Annotated in this window: 22 protein-coding genes; 7 read left to right on the top strand and 15 right to left on the bottom strand. The window is 69.8% G+C overall.

Annotation, left to right across the window (positions count from 1 at the left end; all coding sequences use genetic code 11):
• The first annotated feature begins 229 nt into the window (after nucleotides 1–229).
• Together eccD and mycP are read left to right on the top strand one after the other, a co-directional pair.
• A complete protein-coding gene (gene eccD / locus AC156L_RS18240; protein ID WP_330879557.1) occupies nucleotides 230–1,624 on the top strand; it encodes a type VII secretion integral membrane protein EccD in 1,395 nt (464 codons plus the stop codon).
• A gap of 20 nt (nucleotides 1,625–1,644) precedes the next feature.
• A complete protein-coding gene (gene mycP, locus AC156L_RS18245) occupies nucleotides 1,645–3,066 on the top strand; it encodes a type VII secretion-associated serine protease mycosin (RefSeq protein ID WP_330879558.1) in 1,422 nt (473 codons plus the stop codon).
• 256 nt (nucleotides 3,067–3,322) lie between these two features.
• Here mycP and AC156L_RS18250 read toward each other — a convergent pair whose 3' ends face one another.
• From AC156L_RS18250 to eccB, 3 genes are all read right to left on the bottom strand, one after another.
• Nucleotides 3,323–4,438, bottom strand: coding sequence for a WXG100 family type VII secretion target (locus tag AC156L_RS18250; RefSeq protein ID WP_330879559.1), 1,116 nt, complete (start codon nucleotides 4,436–4,438; stop codon nucleotides 3,323–3,325).
• A gap of 9 nt (nucleotides 4,439–4,447) precedes the next feature.
• On the bottom strand, nucleotides 4,448–4,813 hold the full coding sequence (locus AC156L_RS18255) for a hypothetical protein (protein WP_330879560.1): 366 nt from the start codon (nucleotides 4,811–4,813) through the stop codon (nucleotides 4,448–4,450).
• A 72-nt stretch (nucleotides 4,814–4,885) separates the two neighbouring features.
• Nucleotides 4,886–6,508 (bottom strand): type VII secretion protein EccB, encoded by a 1,623-nt coding sequence (gene eccB / locus AC156L_RS18260; protein ID WP_330879561.1) that lies wholly within the window; start codon nucleotides 6,506–6,508, stop codon nucleotides 4,886–4,888.
• Between the two features lie 162 nt (nucleotides 6,509–6,670).
• Here eccB and eccE point away from each other — a divergent pair, with 162 nt between their 5' ends.
• From eccE to AC156L_RS18285, 5 genes are all read left to right on the top strand, one after another.
• Nucleotides 6,671–8,017 (top strand): type VII secretion protein EccE, encoded by a 1,347-nt coding sequence (gene eccE / locus AC156L_RS18265; protein ID WP_330879562.1) that lies wholly within the window; start codon nucleotides 6,671–6,673, stop codon nucleotides 8,015–8,017.
• Complete coding sequence (locus AC156L_RS18270; protein WP_330879563.1) at nucleotides 8,014–8,742, top strand: hypothetical protein; 729 nt, start codon at nucleotides 8,014–8,016, stop codon at nucleotides 8,740–8,742. The genes eccE and AC156L_RS18270 overlap by 4 nt, the downstream gene beginning before the upstream one ends.
• 250 nt (nucleotides 8,743–8,992) lie before the next feature.
• The gene (locus AC156L_RS18275; protein ID WP_330879564.1) at nucleotides 8,993–10,588 is read left to right on the top strand and encodes a S8 family peptidase; all 1,596 of its coding nucleotides are present in this window, start codon (nucleotides 8,993–8,995) and stop codon (nucleotides 10,586–10,588) included.
• A gap of 74 nt (nucleotides 10,589–10,662) precedes the next feature.
• The gene (locus AC156L_RS18280) at nucleotides 10,663–11,313 is read left to right on the top strand and encodes an EndoU domain-containing protein (protein WP_330879565.1); all 651 of its coding nucleotides are present in this window, start codon (nucleotides 10,663–10,665) and stop codon (nucleotides 11,311–11,313) included.
• Nucleotides 11,310–11,612, top strand: coding sequence for a hypothetical protein (locus tag AC156L_RS18285; protein ID WP_330879566.1), 303 nt, complete (start codon nucleotides 11,310–11,312; stop codon nucleotides 11,610–11,612). The genes AC156L_RS18280 and AC156L_RS18285 overlap by 4 nt, the downstream gene beginning before the upstream one ends.
• Nucleotides 11,613–11,662: 50 nt before the next feature.
• Here AC156L_RS18285 and truA read toward each other — a convergent pair whose 3' ends face one another.
• The 12 genes from truA to secY all read right to left on the bottom strand — a co-directional run bounded on the left by truA (nucleotide 11,663) and on the right by secY (nucleotide 20,566).
• Nucleotides 11,663–12,499, bottom strand: a complete 837-nt coding sequence (gene truA / locus AC156L_RS18290) for a tRNA pseudouridine(38-40) synthase TruA (RefSeq protein ID WP_330879570.1) — start codon at nucleotides 12,497–12,499, stop codon at nucleotides 11,663–11,665.
• 11 nt (nucleotides 12,500–12,510) lie between these two features.
• Nucleotides 12,511–13,080 (bottom strand): 50S ribosomal protein L17, encoded by a 570-nt coding sequence (gene rplQ / locus AC156L_RS18295; protein ID WP_330879567.1) that lies wholly within the window; start codon nucleotides 13,078–13,080, stop codon nucleotides 12,511–12,513.
• Nucleotides 13,081–13,139: 59 nt separating this feature from the next.
• Nucleotides 13,140–14,189 carry a DNA-directed RNA polymerase subunit alpha gene (locus AC156L_RS18300; protein ID WP_259627805.1) on the bottom strand — a complete coding sequence of 350 codons (1,050 nt, stop codon included), beginning with the start codon at nucleotides 14,187–14,189 and terminating at the stop codon, nucleotides 13,140–13,142.
• Between the two features lie 149 nt (nucleotides 14,190–14,338).
• A complete protein-coding gene (rpsD, locus tag AC156L_RS18305) occupies nucleotides 14,339–14,944 on the bottom strand; it encodes a 30S ribosomal protein S4 (RefSeq protein WP_259627806.1) in 606 nt (201 codons plus the stop codon).
• Between the two features lie 23 nt (nucleotides 14,945–14,967).
• Entirely contained in the window at nucleotides 14,968–15,375 is a 408-nt protein-coding gene (gene rpsK, locus AC156L_RS18310) for a 30S ribosomal protein S11 (RefSeq protein ID WP_106187134.1), read from the bottom strand.
• A 31-nt stretch (nucleotides 15,376–15,406) separates the two neighbouring features.
• Nucleotides 15,407–15,787, bottom strand: coding sequence for a 30S ribosomal protein S13 (gene rpsM / locus AC156L_RS18315; protein ID WP_259627807.1), 381 nt, complete (start codon nucleotides 15,785–15,787; stop codon nucleotides 15,407–15,409).
• A gap of 215 nt (nucleotides 15,788–16,002) precedes the next feature.
• Nucleotides 16,003–16,116 carry a 50S ribosomal protein L36 gene (rpmJ, locus tag AC156L_RS18320; protein ID WP_010148647.1) on the bottom strand — a complete coding sequence of 38 codons (114 nt, stop codon included), beginning with the start codon at nucleotides 16,114–16,116 and terminating at the stop codon, nucleotides 16,003–16,005.
• Nucleotides 16,117–16,174: 58 nt separating this feature from the next.
• On the bottom strand, nucleotides 16,175–16,396 hold the full coding sequence (gene infA, locus AC156L_RS18325) for a translation initiation factor IF-1 (protein WP_005166804.1): 222 nt from the start codon (nucleotides 16,394–16,396) through the stop codon (nucleotides 16,175–16,177).
• 167 nt (nucleotides 16,397–16,563) lie between these two features.
• Nucleotides 16,564–17,025 carry a DUF1707 SHOCT-like domain-containing protein gene (locus AC156L_RS18330; protein ID WP_330879568.1) on the bottom strand — a complete coding sequence of 154 codons (462 nt, stop codon included), beginning with the start codon at nucleotides 17,023–17,025 and terminating at the stop codon, nucleotides 16,564–16,566.
• Nucleotides 17,026–17,871: 846 nt separating this feature from the next.
• Nucleotides 17,872–18,648, bottom strand: a complete 777-nt coding sequence (gene map, locus AC156L_RS18335) for a type I methionyl aminopeptidase (RefSeq protein WP_484407049.1) — start codon at nucleotides 18,646–18,648, stop codon at nucleotides 17,872–17,874.
• A 53-nt stretch (nucleotides 18,649–18,701) separates the two neighbouring features.
• Nucleotides 18,702–19,253: an adenylate kinase gene (locus AC156L_RS18340; RefSeq protein ID WP_484407051.1), complete on the bottom strand. Its 552-nt coding sequence runs from the start codon at nucleotides 19,251–19,253 to the stop codon at nucleotides 18,702–18,704.
• The gene (secY, locus tag AC156L_RS18345; protein ID WP_484407052.1) at nucleotides 19,253–20,566 is read right to left on the bottom strand and encodes a preprotein translocase subunit SecY; all 1,314 of its coding nucleotides are present in this window, start codon (nucleotides 20,564–20,566) and stop codon (nucleotides 19,253–19,255) included. Before secY ends, AC156L_RS18340 begins: the two co-directional genes overlap by 1 nt.
• Between the last annotated feature and the right edge of the window lie 475 nt (nucleotides 20,567–21,041).

The following is a 21,041-nucleotide window of genomic DNA, read 5'->3' on the forward strand; positions in this document are numbered from 1 at the left end:
ACAACCCCTCGACGCGTTCCCGCTCCGCTCGACGGGGGCGCCACCAGCACGTGACCGACACTATGGCGCACCACTCGGGGAAGCCGAATCGGGTCGACGGAAAACCCGGTCGCGCGTGTTCCCCCGAACCGCCGGTGCGCACGTGACCGGTGCGGCCATACTAGGGTCGCTCGCCGGACCGGTGTGTCCGTTCGGCGCAACGAGCGAAACAGAAACTCAGGAGGTACTGGTGGCAACCGGTACGACGGTGTTCAGCCGGGTGACGGTGGTTGCGCCGCGAACGCGCATCGACGTCGCGCTGCCTGCCGACGTGGCGGTGGCCGACCTGCTGCCGATGCTGCTGGACATGGCCAAGGAGGCGACTCCGGACGGCGGTGTGCGGCACGGCGGCTGGTGCCTGGCGAGGTTGGGCGACAGCCCCCTCGACCCCGGCCGCACGCTGGCCTCGCTCGGCGTCGTCGACGGTGACCTGCTCCAACTGCGCAGGCGGAACGAGAACCCGCCGCCGCCGCTGTTCGACGACGTGGTGGACGCCATCGCGGAGTCCAACCCGGACAGCTTCCGGCCGTGGACGAAGGACACCGCCCGCCGCTACGGCCACATCGCGGGCGCGCTCGCGATGATCGCCGCCGCGGTGGCGCTGCTGATGGCGGGCAGCATGGCGGGCGGCAGCAGCCTCCCCGTCGCCATCACCGCCGGTGTCACGGCCATCGCGGCGCTCGCCGCGGGCGCGGTCGTGGCCCGCTCCTACAGCGCGGTCGACACGGGCGTGCTGATCGCCGCCGCGGGCGCGCTGCCGATGTCGTTCGTGTCCGGCCTCTACATCGTGCCGGGCGCGCTCGGCAGGCCGAACCTGCTGCTGGGCAGCGTGCTGGTGCTGATCTTCGCGTCGGCCGCGATCCTGCTCATCGGGCAGGGCATCACGGTGTTCGTGGCCGCCGCGACGGCCGCGGGCCTCGGGGCCATCGCCTTCCTCTTCGCGTCGCTGATCGCGCACCCGTCGCCGGGCATCGCCGCCGCGACCGCCGCGGTGTCGCTCGCGGCGCTGTCGGTGCTGCCCAGGATCACGATCCAGCTGGCGAAGCTGCCGCTGCCGGTCGTGCCGGGCAGCGCGGAGGACCTCAAGGAGGACACCGGCTTCCCGGAGTACGCCGTCATCGAGCGGCGCACGGCCACGGCGCACGAGTACATGACCGGCATGATCATCGGCAGCGGCGTGGTCACGGCCGTCGCCGCCGTGATCGCCGCCTCCGACGGCACGGTCTGGGGCCCGCTGCTCGCGGGCGTCGTGACCCTCGTGCTGCTGCTGCGCGGCCGGGCCTACGCCAACGGCGCCCAGGCCGTCGCCCTGCTCGCCAGCGGCATGGTCGCGGGCGCGGGCGTGCTGCTCGGCTGGATGATGGACGCCACCCCGACGACCCGGCTGCTGTACGTGTTCGGCGCGCTGGTCGTCGTCGCGGCGAGCGCGCTGGTGCTCGGCGTGATCTTCCCCAACCAGAAGTTCTCGCCGGTGCTCCGCCGCACGGTGGACGTGCTGGAGGGGATCCTCATCGCCTCCGTGCTGCCGCTCGCGCTCGCCGTGATGGACCTCTACATCGTGATGCGCCAACTCATCGCGCCCTGACCCGCGAGGACGCCGACACCATGCGTGTTTCCCGGACCGTCAAGAAGGCAGCCGCCGCCACGGCCGTCGCGTTGCTGCTCGCCACCGGGCCGCTCGCGCCCGGTCCAGCGGCGGTCGCGCAGACCGAACCGAACTCGGTGCCGCCACCGGTCGACAAGAGCCTGCTCGACCGGCCGACCGAGCCCAAGGCCGACGTGACCTACACGCGGACGAACAAGGCCTGCATCGCCTCCAACACCGGCAACCGCTCGGTCATCCCCAAGCCGCGCGCGCAGATGCTGCTGCGGCTGGAGGAGGCGCACGAGTTCGCCACCGGCAAGGGCGTGAAGATCGCGATCATCGACACCGGGGTCGAGGAGCACCCCCGGCTGAAGGGTCGCGTGGAGGCGGGCGGCGACTACGTCGTGACGGCGGAGAACGGCACGACCGACTGCGACGGCCACGGCACCGAGGTCGCCGGGGTCGCGGCGGCCAGCAAGGACCCGGACACCGGCTTCGTCGGCGCCGCTCCCGACGCGCAGGTCCTGGCGATCCGGCAGACCAGCGACCGGTACGAGTTCAAGGACCCGACCGGTGCCGACGTGCGGAAGTCCGCGGGCAAGGTGACGACGCTGGCGCAGGCGATCGTGCGGGCCGTCGACAAGGGCGCGAAGGTCATCAACATCTCGCTGACCTCGTGCGACTCCCCCAAGGCCCCGAGCGCGGGCGAGCGGAAGCTCCAGGCGGCCATCGACTGGGCCGTGAACCAGATGGACGTCGTCATCGTCACCGCCGCGGGCAACATCGGCACCGACGGGACGGGCTGCAAGGACCAGAACGACAACCAGAACCCGGACACCGTGAAGGTGATCGCGTCCCCGCCCTGGTACAGCGAGGACGTGCTGTCGGTGGCGTCGATCAACAAGGACGGCGAGTCCTCGGCGTTCAGCGTGTGGGGCCCGTGGGTGAGCATCGCCGCTCCCGGCGAGGACATCACCACCATCGACCCCAAGGGCACCGGCCTGACCAACGCGAACGCCGACGAGCAGGGGAAGCTCACGACGATCCAGGGCACCTCGTTCGCCTCGCCGTACGTGGCGGGCGTCGCGGCGCTGGTCCGCGAGAAGTTCCCGAACCTGACCGCGCGGCAGGTGATGGACCGCCTCACGTCCACCGCCCAGCACCCCGGCAACCCGACCGGCCGCGACCACAAGGTCGGCGCCGGGATGATCAACCCGATCGCCGCGCTGACGTCGGAGCTGCCCGCCGAGAAGGAGGGCGCGGTGGTCCCGCAGAGCGCACCGCTGATCACCGACCTCGGTCCGGGGCTGCACAAGGACAACACGCGGCTCGTGGTCGCGCTGTCCGGCACGGGGATCGGCGTCGGGCTGCTGCTGCTGACCCTGTTCGTGGTGCACACCACGGGCCGGAACCGGGCGCGGTCCGCGGTCCGCCGCGGCTGATCCCACCAGGACGGTGAAGGGGCGGTGCCCGGCGGTTCGACCCGCCGGGCACCGCCCCTTCCGACGTCCGGTCCCGCGCCGGTCCCAGGTGGACTGGTCCGTCCCCAGCACGGGCGGCGCGGTCTTCCTCGGCCTGCCGAGCACCGACACCCCCACCCGCAGCGGTCCCAGGTGGACTGGTCCGTCCCCAGCACGCGCGGCACGGTCCTCCTCGGCCTCCCGAGCACCGTCCGGTCCCGCAGCGGTCCCAGGTGGACTAGTCCGTGCCCAGCACGGGCGGCGCGGTCTTCTTCGGCTTGCCGAGCACGTCCTCCGCGGAACCGGCGAGCCGGACCTTGGACCTGTGCTCCTTGTCGCCGCCCTGCTGCCCGCCCGCGCCCATCGGGGCGCCGCCCATCATGGCGCCGCCCACCGGCTGGCCGCCGGAGGCCGCACCGCCCCCGCCTCCCGCGACGGCCGCGGCGGGCCGGGTGGCGCCGGAGTCCACGGGGCGGGGTTCCTGCACCGCCGTGTACCCGCCGGACTCCGTGGGGCCCTGCTGGGCCGCAGCGGGGGCGCTCCCCACGCCGCCGCCCACCGAACCACCGCCCACCGAGCCACCACCGACCGAACCGCCGCCCACGGAGCCACCACCGGTCGGCAGGGTGCCGCTCAGCGAACCGCCACCGGCCGCTGCGGGAGCGGGCGCCTCGGCTCCACCGCCGGACGGCGCGGGTGTCGTCCTCGGGGTGTCGACGGGCCTCGTCGGCTCGGCGAACGCCCAGTTCTCCTCCGGGTACCGGTGGTCCATCGTCGGCCCGGCGAACTCGGCGTCGGCACCGCTCAAGCCCTCGCACAGCCTGCCGAACGCCTCCAGGACGTCGCGGACCGACTCGTACATCTCCTTCGCCGGTTCACGCAGCTCGTCCAGGTGCCCGATGATCCGCGCGTCGCCGTCCAGCGGCAGCCCGGCCGCGCCGGACACCACGTCGGCGGTGTCCTGGAACACGTGGGACATGTCCTGCACGATCCCGCGGATGCCCTCGGCGGTCTCGTCGAGCGCGTCGCCCATCGCGGTCATCACGTCGGTCATGTCGTGACCGGCGAGCCCGACCTTCCGCATGTGCTCCACGAAGGAGTCCGCCGACGCGCCCTGCCACGCGGAATCCAAGCGCCCCAACGGTTTCAGCAGGTCCTTCGTCACGGCCTCCGCGGCCTTGCCCGCCGCGCGCCAGCGCTCGGCCTCGTCGTGGAGGTCGTTCCAGTCGCCGACGACGGGCGCGAAGTAGTCCTCGACCAGGTCCGCGACGCCGAGGCGGCGGCTGATCTGCGACAGGTAGTCGAGTTCGGCCCCGACCTCCGACTCGATCTGCCGTCCGTCCTTGCCTCGCATGTGCTTCCCCTACCGGCGGTCGGCCTTCTTGATCTGCTGCACGGCTTCGTCCTGGGCACCGCCGTAGTGGCCCGCGACCTCGTGGAGGCCCTTGCCCGCGGCCGCCAGCACCTCGCAGGCGCGGTCGAGCTGCTGCTGGAGCAGCCCGGCCGCCCGGCCGTAGGCCTCCGCGCTGCGCAGGGTCCTGCCGATCTCGCCGAAGCTCTGCGGGCGCAGCGGATCGGCCCGCAGCTCCGCACGGGCGTTCGCCAGCTCCTCGGCGGCGTCGTCGACGCGCTCGGCGTACAGCTCCAGCCACCGCGCGTCGACCGAGATGCCGCCCGAGCTCGGCGGAGCGCCTCCGCCGCTGCCCAGCCGTCGTACCACGTCACTCATCGCGTGCCTCCCCGGCGACCAGCGTGCACCACCCGCTCGGACGCCGCCGGGCTCGTCGCGGTTCCCGCCGGGTCAGCCGCCCTCGGTGTTCTGCTTGGTCGTGTCCTCCGGCAGCACGCCCTTCGGCGCGGGCACGGAGTCGTAGCTGCGGGCGGCGTCGTTGCGGTTGAGCTGAGGACCGTCCGGGAGCAGGCCGACGATGTTGGCGGGAGCGGGCATGAAGCCGTCCTTGCCGAGACCGAGTCCGCCGCTGGTGGTGGTGTCCGGGATGCCGTACTTCACCCCGCGACCGGTGATCAGCTGGATCGGGCCGCTGCCGAAGTTCTCGATGGACGTCGTGCTGCGCACCACACCCACCTTGCCCTCGGCCATGACGAACTGGCTGACGACCTCGCCGGTGGCGCCGACCTGGTTGATCCGCACCGGGACCAGGTTGCTGTTGCCCGGCAGCGTGGGGGCGAGGGTGACCTCGGTGTGCTCGGACTTGTTGTCCGCGGTCACGTTGTCCGCGCGCCAGCCGAGGCACATCACGACGTTGTCCTCGTTCAGGTCGACGACCTGCGGGATCTCGGTCGGGTAGTTCTCCAGGTTCAGGATCGAGACGACCTTGTTCACCTGGGAGAGGACGATCTCCTTCGGCTTGGAGTCACCGCCCCGGATGGCGAACCGGATCATGTCGGCCACGGCGACCGGGACCTCCTGCATGCCCTCCTTCAGGGCCACGTAGAAGACGTCCTTCTCGCCGGTGCGGTGCGCCGCGAGGATGTCGCCCACCACGACGCCGCCCTGGACGTACTCCACGGGCGTGCCCTGGTCGGGGATGTCGGGGGCCTTGAGGTCGCCGACCTGCGGGATGGCGTTGAGCACACCCGCGCTGATCGGGCGGGGCGTCTTGCCCTGGAGGTTCAGCGCGTTGACGAGCTTCACGTCCGAGAGGTCGACGGGGGCGCGCACCGTGCTGGTCGACGTGAGGCTGCTGTTGTCGGGCCGCTTGTAGACCAGGAACGCCTTCTTGCTGGTCTTGTCCGTCGTCACCAGCACCGCGCGGTTGCCGTCGAGCTTCTTGCCGCCGCCCGAGATCCCCGCGAGGACGGTGGTCGTGAACTTGGTGTTGGCCTCGGGGTCGTTCTGGGAGCGGTCGAGGGTCGTCTGGTCGCAGACCGACCACTCGGCGCCGATCCGCTGGTCCGTGCTGCCGGGCAGCATGTCCGGGGCGTCGACGATCCCGGTCAGCCTGCCCTTGGGGTACTTGGCGAGCGCCTTCTCGCTGACGATCTTGAGTTCGCCGCCCGCGACCGACGCCGGGGTCGCGGCGGCGTCCCCGCCGCCCTGCCCCATCTGCCCCTTGTCCGGGTTGGACTCACCGAGCAGGAGCAGTCGCGCCGACGCGAGGTTGAAGACCGGGATGAGCTGCTTCTGCGGCGCCTGGCGGACCACGTAGATCTGGCCGCTCTCCTTGCTCATGACGATCTGCGTCTGGTCGTCGAGCTTGGGGTCGGGCGAGAACAGGCCCCAGATCAGGAACCCGATCATGCCGACGGCGGCGAGGACCACGCCCACCAGCGTGGCGCGGGAGTGGTTCCGCATCGGGTCGTGGAGCATGACGGCGTCTCTGCGCACCAGGGCCGACTGCATCCGGCGCAGCACGAAGCGATATGCCTGGACCTGTGACTTGGTGGTGGGTGTTGATGCCATTCTCGGCTCGCTGCTCTCCCAGTCGCGGTACGGTTCGGCAGGATATCCCGATGGGGGTTGCTCCGTGGGCCGGTTGACAAGACCTGACCCGAACACCTCCCGAGGACATCTTCCTCGCAGTCCGAGGCGCACCGAACACCGAGGCGAAAGAGACCAGAACGGATGTCCGTGACCACTCCACATCCGGGCCCGCCCAATCCCGGCACGGCTCGCCCGTCGGGGCCGCCACCGCCGCAGCAGGGCAAGCCCGCTGGGCCTCCGGCCGCCGCCCGTCCCGCCGGTCGGGCACGGCGCCGCGCGACGGGCGCGAGCCTCGGCGCGCTGCCGGTCGCCAACCTGGTGGTGCTGGAGGTCGGCATCGCGATCGGTCTCGTGCTGCTGGCGATCGACCTCGGCCTGGTGTACGTCGCGGGCGGCATCGCCTTCGTCGCGCTGGTCCTCGCGTTCGCGCGCAGGCGCGGGCGCTGGCTGACCCAGTGGATCGGCCTGACGGCCCGCTACAAGTTCCGCTCGCACAGCCGCACCGCCAAGCGGGACACCCCGACGGAGATGAAACCCCCGTCGGAGGAGGAGACCTCGGTCATCGGCCCGGAGGACCCGCGCGTCGCGCTGCTGCGCCTGGCCGTGCCGGACCTGGTCGTCGCGCACGGCCAGGACCACGAGCGCAGGCCGCTGGGCCTCGCGTGGCACCAGGGCGCGTGGACGGCCGTGCTGCTGGTCGACCCGGCGCCCGGCCTGATCTCGCCGGTGGGCAGCGCGCCCAGCCTGCCGCTCGGCGCGCTCGCCCCGTGCCTCGAAGACCGCGGTGTGGTGCTCGACGCCATCTCGGTGATCTGGCACTGCTACCCCGGCAGCGCGGCGCTGCCGCCCGGTTCACCGGCGCTGGCGTCGTACCTGGAGGTGCTCGGCCCGCTGCCCGCCGTGGCCCGGCGCACCACGTGGATCGCGGTCCGCCTCGACCCCCGCCGCTGCGCCGCGGCGATCCGGGAGCGCGGCGGCGGCGTGGTCGGTGCGCACCGCGCGCTGATCGGTGCGCTGTCCCGCGTCCGCAACGCCCTGGAGTCGGCCGGTGTGACGATCCGCCCGCTCGACCCGGACGAGCTGATCCGCGCGGGCATCTCGGCCGCCGAGCTGTCGGCCGCCGCTGCGGGCACGAACCCCGTGACGCTGCGGGAGAAGTGGTCCGGCGTGACGGTGGGTGGCGTTGGTCACGCCAGCTACGCGATCACCGGCTGGCCCTCGAAGGGCATGCGGGACAACCTGAACTCGCTGACCGGTGTCCGCGCGCTGTCGTCGACGCTGTCCATGTCGATCTCGCCGAGCAGCGAGGACGGCCAGGTCGGGCTGCGCGGGCTGGTGCGCGTGAGCGCCAGGACGCCCACCGAGCTGGACAAGGCCGACGACCGCCTGAAGACGTTGAGCGACAAGCTGGACATCACCCTCACCCCGTTGCGCGGCCTCCAGGTCGCGGGCCTCGCGGCGACGCTCCCGCTGGGAGGCGTGGCATGAGCAGTTCACGGCTGTTGGACGCGCAGAGCCGCGGCAAGGGCATCGCGCCGGAGTTCCTGGTCTCGCCGGGGATGCTGGACGTGGTCAGCCCCAGCGGCGACCGCGGCGGCATGGTGCTCGGCTCCGGCATGAACGGCGAGCCGCTCACGATCTCCGTGCTGCGGTCGGCGCCGACCAGGATGGTCGTCGTCGGTGGCCTCTACCTGGCCCGCCAGGTGGCCCTGAGGGCGATGGCGACCGGCGCGTGGATCACCATCGCGACCGGCAGGCCCGCCGCGTGGCAGGCGGTCATGCGGGCCGCGGGCACCGGCCAGGACGGCAGGCCGTCACCGCTGGCGCAGTTGCGCAGGCTCAGCCCCGTCGAGCTGCCGAGGCCGTCGGAGGACGCGCCGCTGCTGGTCGTGCACGACGGCGGCCACGTGCCGCAGGAGCTGTTCCCGCCGCGGTCGCCGTGGCAGACGACCATGTACGTGCTCCCCTACCTGCACCCGCAGGCGACGAGCACCGCGTCCTCGGCGGACCTGGTGCTGGTCCAGCGGCTGCCGGTCGGCCAGGCGCAGCTGGCGAGCCAGATCTGGCGGCTGCCGCCGCAGATGGCGCACCAGCTGACGACGCTGAAGGACGACCAGGTGATCGCGCTGGGCCAGAACCTGTGGCGTCCGCTGCGCCTGGTGACCACGCCGGGCGAGACCCAGATCCTGGGAGCCGTGCGCCGAGGCGACTGACGTTCCCATTCTTCGGAAAGACTTGTGCCCCGGACCAATTAGGACCGGGGCACAATTTTATGTCCGTGTCGATCGACTTCGGGAACCAATTCGTTAACAGGCGCGGCAAATCTGTTGACAATTTGTCCGCAGTCATATCCCGCGAAATTCTTGCGCTGTGGGTAGCGAAAGAACTATCACATCCGTAGGGCACGGAGCGGATCGGGCAGGACACGCTGCGTGCACCCCTGCGATGAGGGAGAACCCAGATATGGGAGATGTTCGGGCATCTTGGGCCAGGAGGGTGGCCGTCGTCGGGCTGGCCACCGGCGCCGCGGTGGCGATCACCGCGGCGTTGACCGGAGCCACGGCCGGCGCGGCCCCGGAGGGCGAGATTCGCGGCTTCGGAGCCGCGAAGGCGTTGAAGGACAGCTACATCGTGGTCCTGAAGGACACCGGTTCCGCCGGTGTCAGCGCGACGACCGCGAGCCTGAGCGCGAAGTACGACGCGAAGGTCAAGCACACCTACCAGAGCGCGGTCCGCGGCTTCTCCGCGACGATGACCGAGGCGCAGGCCCGCAAGCTCGCCGCGGACCCGTCGGTCGCCTACGTGGAGCAGGACGCCGAGGTCAGCCTCTCGGAGACGCAGACGCCCACACCGTCGTGGGGCATCGACCGGATCGACCAGCACGCACTCCCGCTGGACAACTCCTACACCTACCCGAACAGCGGTGAAGGGGTCACGGCGTACATCATCGACACCGGCATCCGCTTCACCCACAGCGAGTTCGCCGGTGGTCGGGCCGTGTCCGGCCGGGACACCGTCGACAACGACGACGACTCCACCGACTGCGCGGGCCACGGCACGCACGTCGCGGGCACCGTCGGCGGCACGAAGTACGGCGTCGCGAAGGCCGCCAAGCTGGTGGGCGTCCGAGTCCTCAACTGCGCGGGCTCCGGCACGTTCGAGGGCGTCATCGCGGGCATCGACTGGGTCACCCAGCACCACATCGCCAACCCCGGCCCGGCGGTCGCGAACATGAGCCTCGGCGGCGGCGCCAACGACACCGTCGACCTGGCCGTCACGAACTCCATCGCCTCGGGCGTGACCTACGGCCTCGCCGCGGGCAACAGCTTCGGCGCGAACGCGTGCAACACCTCGCCCGCGCGCACGCCCAACGGCATCACGGTGGGCGCCACCGAGCGGACCGACGCCCGCGCGTCGTACTCCAACATCGGCACCTGCCTGGACATCTTCGGCCCCGGCACGGACATCACCTCGTCCTGGCTGACCGACGACAACGCCAGCAACACCATCAGCGGCACCTCGATGGCCACGCCCCACGTGGTCGGCGCCGCCGCGGTCTACCTGGCGAGCAACCCGGCGGCCACCCCCGCCGAGGTCCGCGACGCCCTGGTGGACGGCGCCACCCCCGACGTCGTCACCAACCCCGGCACCGGGTCGCCGAACAAGCTGCTGTTCCTGGTCGGCGGCACCACGGGCCCGCCGCCCACCGGCTGCACCGCGCAGACCAACGACACCGACGTCGCGATCCCGGACAAGGGCGCGGGCGTCACCAGCTCCATCTCCGTGTCGGGCTGCGTCGGCAAGGCCGCCGCGGGCACCAAGGTCGAGGTGCACGTCAAGCACACCTACCGCGGTGACGTGGAACTGGCGCTCATCACGCCCAGCGGCGCCGTGCGCACGCTGAAGGTGGCCAACGGCAGCGACAGCGCGGACGACGTCAACGCGACCTACACGGTCGACGTGTCCACGGACAACGCCAACGGCGAGTGGAAGCTCCAGGCGAAGGACGTGTACGCGCAGGACACCGGCCTGATCGACAGCTGGACGCTCGACATCTAGGCACTCCCCAGCAGGAGAAGGGCCCCGTCCACTCGGCGGGGCCCTTCTCGCTAACCTGGCGCCGGGGGGTCGGGGTGTCGACGTTCGACGAGGTCGCCAAGGTGTGCCAGGAGGTCATCGGGATGACCGCGGACCTCGGCTCGCGCCTGCGCGCGCTGGACGACCTGGCCGACGTCGCCCCCGTCCTGGAGAGCACCGTCGCCGGGGCCGTGCGCGACCACGTGGGCCTCACCCCGGCGGGTGAGCCCGTCTACCCCGTGCCGGTCGCGGCGGAGCCGTTCACGCTGCCGCGCCACCCGATGCCGGACCCGCTGCACACGCACATCTTCGAGGGCCACCGCCGCAGGCTCAGGCTGCTCGGCTACCACCACCACTCCGGCGGCCGGATCAACCTGCTGGGCCGGACCACCCCCGACCGCCGCCAGGTCTACGAGGCCCGCCTGGAGCACGTGCTGCCGGACGGCCGCACCGCCGCCAAGGTCAACAGCTCCTTCTTCCCGGACCACTGGTCGAGGCACGAGGTCGCCCACGCGATCCGCTGCGCCTTCCAGCACCGGAGACCGGTCGTGCGCGACGACGGCAGACCCACCCTGTCGCAGTGGGAGGGCCGCTACCGGGGAGTCCTGATCCGCGGTTTCGTGACCGCCGGGCACGATTCCCGGACAGCCGCGTTCGAGGACGTGAGCACCGCGTGGCCGGTGTACGCGCCGAGGGAGGTCCCGTGAAGGTCCGGTTCGCGCTCAAGGCCGACGGCACCGTCGCCATCTACCCGGACGACGACGCCGCGGCCCTCTACGACCTGCTCAAGGACCTGCCCCGCCGGTACCTCGTGGAGGCCGCAGACGCCGCTCGGGAGGCGCCCGACGACGGCGACGACCAGAGGTGGGGCGGTGACTGCACGACCGCCGTGGTGCGGCAGGAGGACGTGCTCGTCGTGAACGAGTACACCGACGAGGAAACCGTGCTGAGCCGCCAGGAGTTCGTCGAAGTCGTCGAGGCGTACCTCGGTGCGCTGGACTCGTGATTCGCGCGAAAAGGGGTCGCCCCCATTAGTTCTCCCCGTGGAAACAGGGGTTAACCCAGCACTCGCACATTCCTGGTAATGGCGGAGCGGGCGGCCAGGTCGGCGTCCGGCGGGTAGTCGACGCGCACGAGGGCGAGCCCGTGCGGGGGCGCGACGGTGACCTGGCTGGAGCGTTCGGTGGACGTCAGCAGCGACGCGGGCCAGGCAGGCGGTTTGCGGCCCTCCCCGACGGCCAGGAGCGCTCCCACGAGGCTGCGGACCATGGAGTGGCAGAACGCGTCGGCGGACACGAACGCGGTCAGCACGCCGTCCTCGGCCCGCGTCCAGTCGAGGCGCTGCAACTCGCGGATCGTGGTGGCGCCCTCGCGGCGGCGGCAGAAGGCGCAGAAGTCGCGCTCGCCCAGCAGGAGCGCGGAGGCCTCGGTGAGGGCGTCCAGGTCCAGCGGGCGGGGCCAGGAGAGGGTGTCCAGGCGGCGCAACGGGTGCGCTCCCGCCACGGCGTCCGTGACGCGGTACTCGTAGTGCCTGCGCATGGCGGAGAACCTGGCGTCGAACTCCGGCGGCACGATCCTGGTCCGGAAGACGCGGACGTCCGCGGGGAGTGCGCGGGACAGGCGCTTCGGCAGGCCGTCGACGTCCACGGTGGACGGCAGGTCGACGTGGGCGACCTGCCCGGTGGCGTGGACGCCCGCGTCGGTGCGGCCCGCGACGGTGAGCTTCACGTCCTCGCGCAGCACCATCGACAGGGTGTCCTCCAGGACGCCGCAGACCGTGCGGCGACCCGGTTGCCTCGCCCAGCCGGAGAAGTCCGTGCCGTCGTAGGCCAGGTCGAGGCGGACGCGAACGAGCCCGTCGTCCCCAGCGGGGACAACGGGCTCGTCGGCGATGAGCGGGTCCGTCAGGACTCGTCCTTCTTGTCCTCGGCCTTGGGAGCCTCGTCAGCACCCTCGGCGGGGGCCTCCGCGGCGTCCTTGGTCGCGGACTCGGGCGCGTCGGCGTCCTGGTCCTTGACCTCGGCGTCAGCGTCGTCGGCAACGACGGCGGGCTTCTCAGCCTTCTCGTCCTTGGCGAACTTGGTCTTCCGGGCCGCCTCGGCCTCGGTGGCGACCAGCTTCTGCTGCACCAGTTCGATGACGGCCATGGGGGCGTTGTCGCCCTTGCGCGCCAGCGTCTTCGTGATGCGGGTGTAGCCACCGTTGCGGTCCACGAAGAACGGGCCGATCTCCGCGAACAGCTTGTGGACGATGTCCTTGTCGCGGATGACCTTCAAGATCTCGCGACGGTTGTGCAGGTCACCGACCTTGGCCTTGCTGATCAGCTTCTCGGCGTACGGCCGCAGCCGCTTCGCCTTCGCCTCGGTGGTCGTGATCCGGCCGTGGGTGAACAGCGCGGTGGCCAGGTTGGCCAGCATGAGCCGCTCGTGGGCCGGCGACCCGCCGAGACGGGGTCCCTTAGTGGGGGTGGGCATCGCTTGCTCCTCGGATTACTTTCTGATCCTCTGCTCCGGCCCAGCCGTTGTCACGGCCTTCAGAGCTGCTCGGTCTCCGCGTAGTCCTGACCGTCGTCGTGGGTGTCCACGCCGCCGTCCGCCCAGCCTTCGGCCGGGTAGTCGGCCGCAGCGGCCGACGGGTCGAACCCAGGGGGGCTGTCCTTCAGCGCCAGGCCGAGACCGACGAGCTTCATCTTGACCTCGTCGATCGACTTGGCACCGAAGTTGCGAATGTCCAGCAAGTCCGCCTCGCTGCGCGAGACCAGCTCGCCCACCGTGTGGATGCCTTCGCGCTTGAGGCAGTTGTACGACCGCACGGTGAGGTCGAGGTCCTCGATCGGCATCGCGAACGCCGCGATGGTGTCCGCCTCGGCGGGCGAGGGGCCGATCTCGATGCCCTCGGCGTCGATGTTCAGCTCGCGAGCGAGACCGAACAGCTCGACCAGGGTCTTGCCCGCGGAGGCAACCGCGTCCCTCGGCGTGATGGAGGGCTTGGTCTCCACGTCGAGGATCAGCTTGTCGAAGTCGGTGCGCTGCTCGACACGGGTGGCCTCGACCTTGTAGGTCACCTTCATGACGGGCGAGTAGATCGAGTCAACCGGGATGCGGCCGATCTCGGCACCGGCCTGCTTGTTCTGGACGGCGGGGACGTAGCCGCGACCGCGCTCGACGACGAGCTCGATCTCCAGCTTGCCCTTGCCGTTCAGGGTGGCGATGTGCAGGTCGGGGTTGTGCACGGTGACACCGGCCGGGGGCACGATGTCGCCTGCGGTGACCGCACCGGGGCCCTGCTTGCGCAGGTACATCGTCACCGGCTCGTCCTCCTCGGAGGAGACGACGAGCTCCTTGAGGTTCAGGATGATGTCGGTGACGTCCTCCTTGACACCGGGCACGGTGGTGAACTCGTGCAGCACGCCGTCGATGCGGATGCTGGTCACGGCTGCGCCGGGGATCGAGGAGAGCAGGGTGCGGCGGATGGAGTTGCCGAGGGTGTAGCCGAAGCCCGGCTCGAGCGGCTCGATCACGAACCGAGAGCGGGTCTCGTTGACGGACTCCTCGCCGAGCGAGGGGCGCTGGGAAATAAGCACTGGGTTCTTCCTTCTCTCATCGACGCCCGCTATTTGACGCCGAAAGAAACGCCGGTCGCGGAGACCGGCAAACACGTGCGGCACACCATTCGCGCCGCCGTGGGACCCGACTCCGGCCGGTCACCTGGTGGTGACCGGCCGGAGGAGGATCACTTCGAGTAGAGCTCGACGATGAGCTGTTCGGTCACCGGCGTGTCGATCTGCGCCCGCTCCGGAACCTGGTGGACCAGGATGCGGAGGGTCGAGGGGACGACCTGGAGCCAACCGGGGATCGGGCGGTCACCGAAGGTGGCCTTGGCGACCTCGAAGGGCAGCGTCGGCAGCGACTTCGGCTTCACGTCGATGATGTCGAACTTCGACACCCGGAAGCTGGGGATGTTGACCTTCTGGCCGTTCACGATGAAGTGACCGTGAGCGACGAGCTGGCGGGCCATCCGACGGGTGCGGGCCAGACCGGCCCGGTACACCACGTTGTCCAGACGGGTCTCGAGGATCTGGAGCAGGTTCTCGCCGGTCTTGCCGGGGCGACGAACCGCTTCCTCGTAGTAGCGGCGGAACTGCTTCTCCAGCACGCCGTACGTGTAGCGAGCCTTCTGCTTCTCCTGGAGCTGAAGCAGGTACTCGGACTCCTTGATCCGACCGCGGCCGTGCTGGCCGGGCGGGTAAGGACGACGCTCGAACGCCTTGTCGCCGCCGACGAGGTCGACCTTGAGCCGGCGCGAGATGCGCGTTGCTGGTCCCGTGTAACGAGCCATGGTTTCTTACTCCTCCCCGTGCCTCAGACCCGGCGCCGCTTGGGCGGGCGGCAGCCGTTGTGGGGCTGCGGGGTCACGTCCTGGATGGTGCCGACCTCGAGGCCGGCGGCCTGCAGCGAACGGATCGCGGTCTCCCGGCCGGAGCCGGGACCCTTCACGAACACGTCCACCTTGCGCATGCCGTGCTCAGCGGCCTTGCGGGCAGCGCTCTCAGCAGCCATCTGCGCGGCGAACGGCGTGGACTTGCGAGAGCCCTTGAAGCCGACGTGTCCGGCAGACGCCCAGGCGATCACGTTCCCGGTCGGGTCGGTGATCGACACGATCGTGTTGTTGAACGTGCTCTTGATGTGAGCCTGGCCGTGCGAGATGTTCTTCTTTTCCTTGCGCCGGACTTTCTTGACCCCGGCGCCCGTGCGGGACTTGGGTGGCACTTCGGTGATCTCCTACCTAAGACGCGAGGTCTTACTTCTTTCCGGCCTTCTTCTTGCCGGCGACGGTCTTCTTCGGCCCCTTGCGGGTACGCGCGTTCGTCTTGGTGCGCTGCCCGCGGACGGGCAGGTTGCGACGGTGGCGCAAACCCTCGTAGCAGCCGATTTCCATCTTCCGGCGGATGTCGGCCTGAACCTCGCGGCGAAGGTCACCCTCAACCTTGAAGTTGGTTTCGACGTACTCGCGCAGCTTCGCGAGGTCGTCGTCACCCAGGTCCTTGACCCGGAGGTCAAAGCTGATCCCGGTAGCGGTCAGCAGCTCTTTCGAGCGCGTGCGACCAATACCGAAGATGTAGGTCAGCGCGATCTCCATCCGCTTTTCGCGGGGGAGGTCGACGCCAGCGAGTCGTGCCATACGGCGCTTGCTCCTAACAGGTGTCGCTCCAGGTCTGCTCCTCGTCCGGTTCCGGGACTGACTCGCTGTGCCGTTCCGCGTGCTTTCGCACGTGGTGTCCCGGCCCCGGCCTGGAGTCCGGGGGTGCGCCAGGCGCGTTCACGCCTGGCAGGTACGAGGAGGCTTAATCATGTGTCGCGTCATCCTGAGGACTGCGACGAAGTGCTAGGGGTTGATCAGCCCTGACGCTGCTTGTGACGCAGGTTCTCGCAGATCACCATGACTCGCCCGTGACGGCGGATCACCTTGCACTTGTCGCAGATCTTCTTGACGCTCGGCTGGACCTTCACGCCTGCGCTCTCCTGCTTTGCCGCGTGCCCGAGGCGGCTGCCCCGGACACCGTGGAGGTCACTTGTAGCGGTAGACGATGCGCCCTCGGGACAGGTCGTAGGGCGAGAGCTCCACGACAACCCGGTCCTCAGGAAGGATGCGGATGTAGTGCTGACGCATCTTGCCGCTGATGTGTGCCAGGACCTTGTGACCGTTCTCCAACTCGACTCGGAACATCGCGTTGGGGAGCGGCTCGACTACGCGGCCCTCGACCTCAATGGCCCCGTCCTTCTTGCCCATGTCCTCCGCGTTTCGTGACGGTGGTATTCCCGGATGTGGACACGCGCCTCCCCGACTCCGACGGGCCCTTGCGGAACCTCTGATCACCTGGATCTGGCCTCAGGCCAACCACCACAGGCATGACGGAACCGGCGCGACGTGTGCGCCACCTACCCATAGTACGCAGTTCAGCGCGGTTGCCCAAATCGGGTCATCCGCGCGGCGAGGACCAGCGCTCCCCAGGGGCCCGCGACCCAGATCCACCAGGGGTAGACCCACTCGAACTCGGTGACGCAGACCAGTCCCCAGACGACGAAGTTGATCATGCTGACGGCGAGCCAGGTGCGGACGAGGACGTTGCCCGCCTTGCCGGGAACCCCTGGCGCGGCGGGTCGCGGCAGGTAGGCGGGCTGGTAGGGCGGCGGGACGTACGCGGGCGCCGGGGACCGCTGGGCGGCGGCGCCGTCCGTCGGGAGGTCGGCCACGAGCGCGGCCAGCTCGGCATACGTTTGCGCGGCCCAGGCCAGTTGGGTCCGGTGGTCGAACTCGGCCAGGTCCAGACGCCCCTCGGCCTGCGCGCGCGTCAACCGCTCCACGACCGCCTCGCGATCGTTGTCCGCGGCTCTCATGGTCGGCGTGTCGTCGCTCACGTGCTCCATGGTGGGCTGGGCGGGGGCTCGGGTAAATAGGGCTAGCCCCCGTTACCCCTGGGCCGGGTGGAGGCTGGGGACCGGTGGTCGGGGCCGGGTTGCCGGTGCCGGCGGGTGCCGGGGCCGGCGGGTGCCGGGGCCGGTGGGTGCCGGGGCCGGTGGATGCCGGTGCTGGCGGTTGTCGGTGCCAGCGGGTGACGGTGCCGGCGGGTGCCAGCGGCAGCGGCTGTCGATGTCGGAGCAGTGGCTGCCGACGTGGTCGCCAGGTGACCTCGGCTCCCAGCGGGGTGTGGGCGATTTGACTCGGGGACCCCTAGATTTGACCCTTGATCGGGCAAAAAGGGCAGTCCCGAAAGCCTGCCCGATCACAAATTTTAAGGGTCAAATCCCCCGAGCAAAATCCCCCACGTTCAGGGCCACCACCCCACCTTCCAGCGCCGACCTGGAGAGCCACGGGCCAGGTGGCCTGGGGTTTTGTCACGTTGGCGCAGTGCGTGGTCGATTTGACTTGGGGTTTTTGGCCCTAAAATTTGTCGGCCGGCAGCTTTACCACCTGCCGTTTTGGGTCGACAAGGGTCAAAAGAGGGGCCCCAAGTCAAATCGACCACACCCCCGCACCAAGACCACCGCCTGACCGCCACCCAGCGGACTCAACGGACCCAGCGGACCGTTACCTCTACAGCCCGGATCACCTACGGGACCGCCACCCAGCCGACCGTCACCTACAACCCCGACCACCCACGGGACCGCCGCCCAGCCACCCCTCAGAACGCCCCCACACCCCCACAGCAACGACAAAGGGGCCCCACCGACAGGCGGGGCCCCCTCGTCAAACGAGCTGCGATCTCAGTCCTCTTCCAGCGCCGTGAGCACCCAGGGACCGTCCTCGGTGATCGCGATGCTGTGCTCCCAGTGGGCCGCGCGCGACTTGTCCGTCGTGACGACGGTCCACCCGTCGTCCAGCTCCGCCGTGTGCTCGGTGCCGAGCGTCAGCATCGGCTCGATGGCGATCGCCATACCGGGCTTCAGCCTCGGCCCCTTGCCAGGCTTGCCGTAGTTCGGCAGGAACGGCTCCATGTGCATCTTGGTGCCGATGCCGTGGCCGCCGTAGCCCTCCACGATGCCGTACTCGATGCCGTCCCGTTCGCCCGCCGCGATGGTCTCGGCCTCGATCGCGAACGAGATGTCGCTGAGCTTGCCGCCCGCGATGGCCGCCTCGATGCCCGCGAGCATCGACGTGCGGGTGGCCTCCGAGAGCAGCAGCTCCTGCTGGGTCACCTCGCCGATCGGCACGGTGAGCGCCGAGTCGCCGTGCCAGCCTTCGAGGATGGCGCCGCAGTCGATCGAGATGAGGTCGCCCTCCTTGAGGACCTGGGTGCGGCTGGGGATGCCGTGCACGACCTGCTCGTTGACGGAGGCGCAGATGCTGGCCGGGAACCCGTTGTAGCCCTTGAACGACGGGATGGCGCCCGCGTCGCGGATGCTCTGCTCGGCCAGCTCGTCGAGTTCGTGGGTGCTGACGCCCGCCTTGGCGTGCGAGGACACCAGGGCCAGCGTGCGGGCCACCACGAGGCCTGCGGCGCGCATGGCTTCCAGTTCGCCGCGGGACTTGATCTCGATCATGCGTTCACGGCCACCTGGTGCGAAGCGACGAAGGACATCGAGGACTCCACCGCTCACCGCTCGCCGCGCAGGGCACGCAGGGCGCGCTCGCTGATCTCGTGCACGTCGCCCACGGCGTCGATGCTCACCACGATGTCGTCGTAGTAGTCGAGCAGCGGCGCGGTCTCCGTGCGGTAGAGCTGCTGGCGGTGGCGGATGACGTCTTCCTTGTCGTCCGTGCGGCCGCGGGCGAGCAGGCGCTCGACCACGACGTTCTCGTCGACCTTGAACTCCAGGACGTTGTCGAGCTTGTTCCCGTCCCTGGCCAGGATCTCGCCGAGCACCCCGGCCTGTGCGACGTTGCGCGGGAAGCCGTCCAGCAGGAAGCCGTCGACGGCGTCCGGCTGGGCCAGGCGTTCGCGGACCATTTCGTTGGTCACGGCATCCGGGACCAGCTCGCCGGAGTCCAGGTACCTCTGGACTTCCCGGCCGAGCTCGGTCTGGTTGCTGATGTGCGCGCGGAAGAGGTCCCCGGTGGAGATGTGCGGCACGCCGAGCTTCTCGCTCAACACGGTGGCCTGGGTGCCCTTGCCCGCTCCAGGCGGGCCAACGAGAACGAGTCGCACTAGCGGAGGAACCCTTCGTAATTGCGCTGCATGAGCTGGCTCTCGATCTGCTTCACGGTGTCGAGGCCGACGCCCACCATGATCAGCACGGCCGTGCCGCCGAACGGGAAGTTCTGGTTCTGACCCTCACCGGTCAGCTCCAGGAACATGTTCGGGAGGATGGCCACGATGCCGAGGTAGAGCGAGCCGGGCAGCGTGATGCGGCCGAGAACGAAGCGCAGGTATTCGGCGGTGGGACGTCCGGGCCGGATGCCGGGGATGAACCCGCCGAACTTCTTCATCTCGTCGGCGCGCTCGTCCGGGTTGAACGTGATGCCGACGTAGAAGTACGTGAAGAAGACGATCAGCAGGAAGTACAGCGCGATGTGCACCGGGCTGGACTGGCTCACCAGGTGCGTCGCCACGAAGGTGGCCCACCAGCTCGGCGTGGCGCCGGGGTCGGTGGAGGCCGTCAGCCGCGCGATCAGGTCGGGCAGGTAGAGCAGCGAGGACGCGAAGATGACCGGGATGACGCCCGCCTGGTTCACCTTCAGCGGCAGGTAGGTCGAGGTGCCGCCGTACATGCGGCGACCGATCATGCGCTTCGCGTACTGGACCGGGATGCGGCGCTGGGCCTGCTCCACGTAGATGACGCTGGCGATGATGATCAGACCGGCGACGAGGACCAGGAAGAACGTCAGGCCGCCCTTGGCCAGGATGTTCGAGCCCTCGGCCGGGATGCGGGCGGCGATGCCGGTGAAGATCAGCAACGACATGCCGTTGCCGATGCCCTTCTCCGTGATGATCTCGCCGAGCCACATGATGACGCTGGTGCCCGCGGTCATCGTGATGACCAGGACGACGAGCGTGAAGATGGTGTCGTTCGGGACGACCGGCTCGGCGCAGTTCGGGAACAGCTGCCTGCGCACGGCCAGCGCGACGATGCCGGTGGACTGGAGGACCGCGAGCGCGATCGTCAGGTACCGGGTGTACTGCGTGAGCTTGCCCTGGCCCGCCTGGCCTTCCTTCTTCAGCTGCTCGAACCGCGGGATGACCACGGTGAGCAACTGGATGATGATGCTGGCGGTGATGTAGGGCATGATGCCCAACGCGAAGATCGACAAGTTGAGCAGTGCGCCACCGCTGAACAGGTTGATCAGCGAGTAGATCCCCTGCTGGTCGATCTGTTCAGCGCAGAGCTTGACGTTCTTGAAGGACACGCCCGGCGCGGGCAGGGTCGCGCCCAACCGGTACACCACGATGATCCCCAGTGTGAAGAGGATCTTTTTCCGTAGGTCCGGCGTCGCGAGAGCCGAGCGGAATGCGCCGAGCACGCGAACCTCCTGAGCGTTGTCGGCCCAGGGCCGACATCGAGCGGTACCGGCCGTCCGCCGGCACTGACTTACCGCCGGGCGAATTGCCGACGGTTTTCGACCGGTCGCAGCAGGTAGCCGCCACCGACCCGGAGGACATCCGGGTTCAGCCCGCGACTTTAACAGTCATCGGGGGCAACTCCGCAGCCAGTCGTCATTCACACCTTGCAGGACGGTTGATCTTTGGGTCCCGATGGGCCTGATGGATCAACCGGTTGAGCTGATCACCCCGCCCCGCGGAGCACCCGGACCCGCCGGGCGCACCCGCTGGGGGGTCCGGGTAATTCCACTTCAGCACCACCGTAGACGGAGCCGGGTGCCTGTGGCCACGACCTCCGGTGACAGTTCGGGGACGACGGGCGCACGAGCCCGTCGAGCCCTGAGGGCTTCGCTACGGGCGGACAAAGCCCGTCCGCATGGTGGACACACGTTCGAG

It is taken from the genome of Umezawaea sp. (assembly GCF_057122925.1).

What these genes read in the sequence shown, in the direction of transcription:
- mycP (WP_330879558.1), top strand. Translation starts at nt 1,645, where the DNA reads ATGCGTGTTTCCCGGACCGTCAAGAAGGCAGCCGCCGCCACGGCCGTC.
- AC156L_RS18250 (WP_330879559.1), bottom strand. Translation starts at nt 4,438, where the DNA reads ATGCGAGGCAAGGACGGACGGCAGATCGAGTCGGAGGTCGGGGCCGAA.
- AC156L_RS18255 (WP_330879560.1), bottom strand. Translation starts at nt 4,813, where the DNA reads ATGAGTGACGTGGTACGACGGCTGGGCAGCGGCGGAGGCGCTCCGCCG.
- eccB (WP_330879561.1), bottom strand. Translation starts at nt 6,508, where the DNA reads ATGGCATCAACACCCACCACCAAGTCACAGGTCCAGGCATATCGCTTC.
- eccE (WP_330879562.1), top strand. Translation starts at nt 6,671, where the DNA reads ATGTCCGTGACCACTCCACATCCGGGCCCGCCCAATCCCGGCACGGCT.
- AC156L_RS18270 (WP_330879563.1), top strand. Translation starts at nt 8,014, where the DNA reads ATGAGCAGTTCACGGCTGTTGGACGCGCAGAGCCGCGGCAAGGGCATC.
- AC156L_RS18275 (WP_330879564.1), top strand. Translation starts at nt 8,993, where the DNA reads ATGGGAGATGTTCGGGCATCTTGGGCCAGGAGGGTGGCCGTCGTCGGG.
- rplQ (WP_330879567.1), bottom strand. Translation starts at nt 13,080, where the DNA reads ATGCCCACCCCCACTAAGGGACCCCGTCTCGGCGGGTCGCCGGCCCAC.
- rpsD (WP_259627806.1), bottom strand. Translation starts at nt 14,944, where the DNA reads ATGGCTCGTTACACGGGACCAGCAACGCGCATCTCGCGCCGGCTCAAG.
- rpsM (WP_259627807.1), bottom strand. Translation starts at nt 15,787, where the DNA reads ATGGCACGACTCGCTGGCGTCGACCTCCCCCGCGAAAAGCGGATGGAG.
- infA (WP_005166804.1), bottom strand. Translation starts at nt 16,396, where the DNA reads ATGGGCAAGAAGGACGGGGCCATTGAGGTCGAGGGCCGCGTAGTCGAG.
- map (WP_484407049.1), bottom strand. Translation starts at nt 18,648, where the DNA reads ATGATCGAGATCAAGTCCCGCGGCGAACTGGAAGCCATGCGCGCCGCA.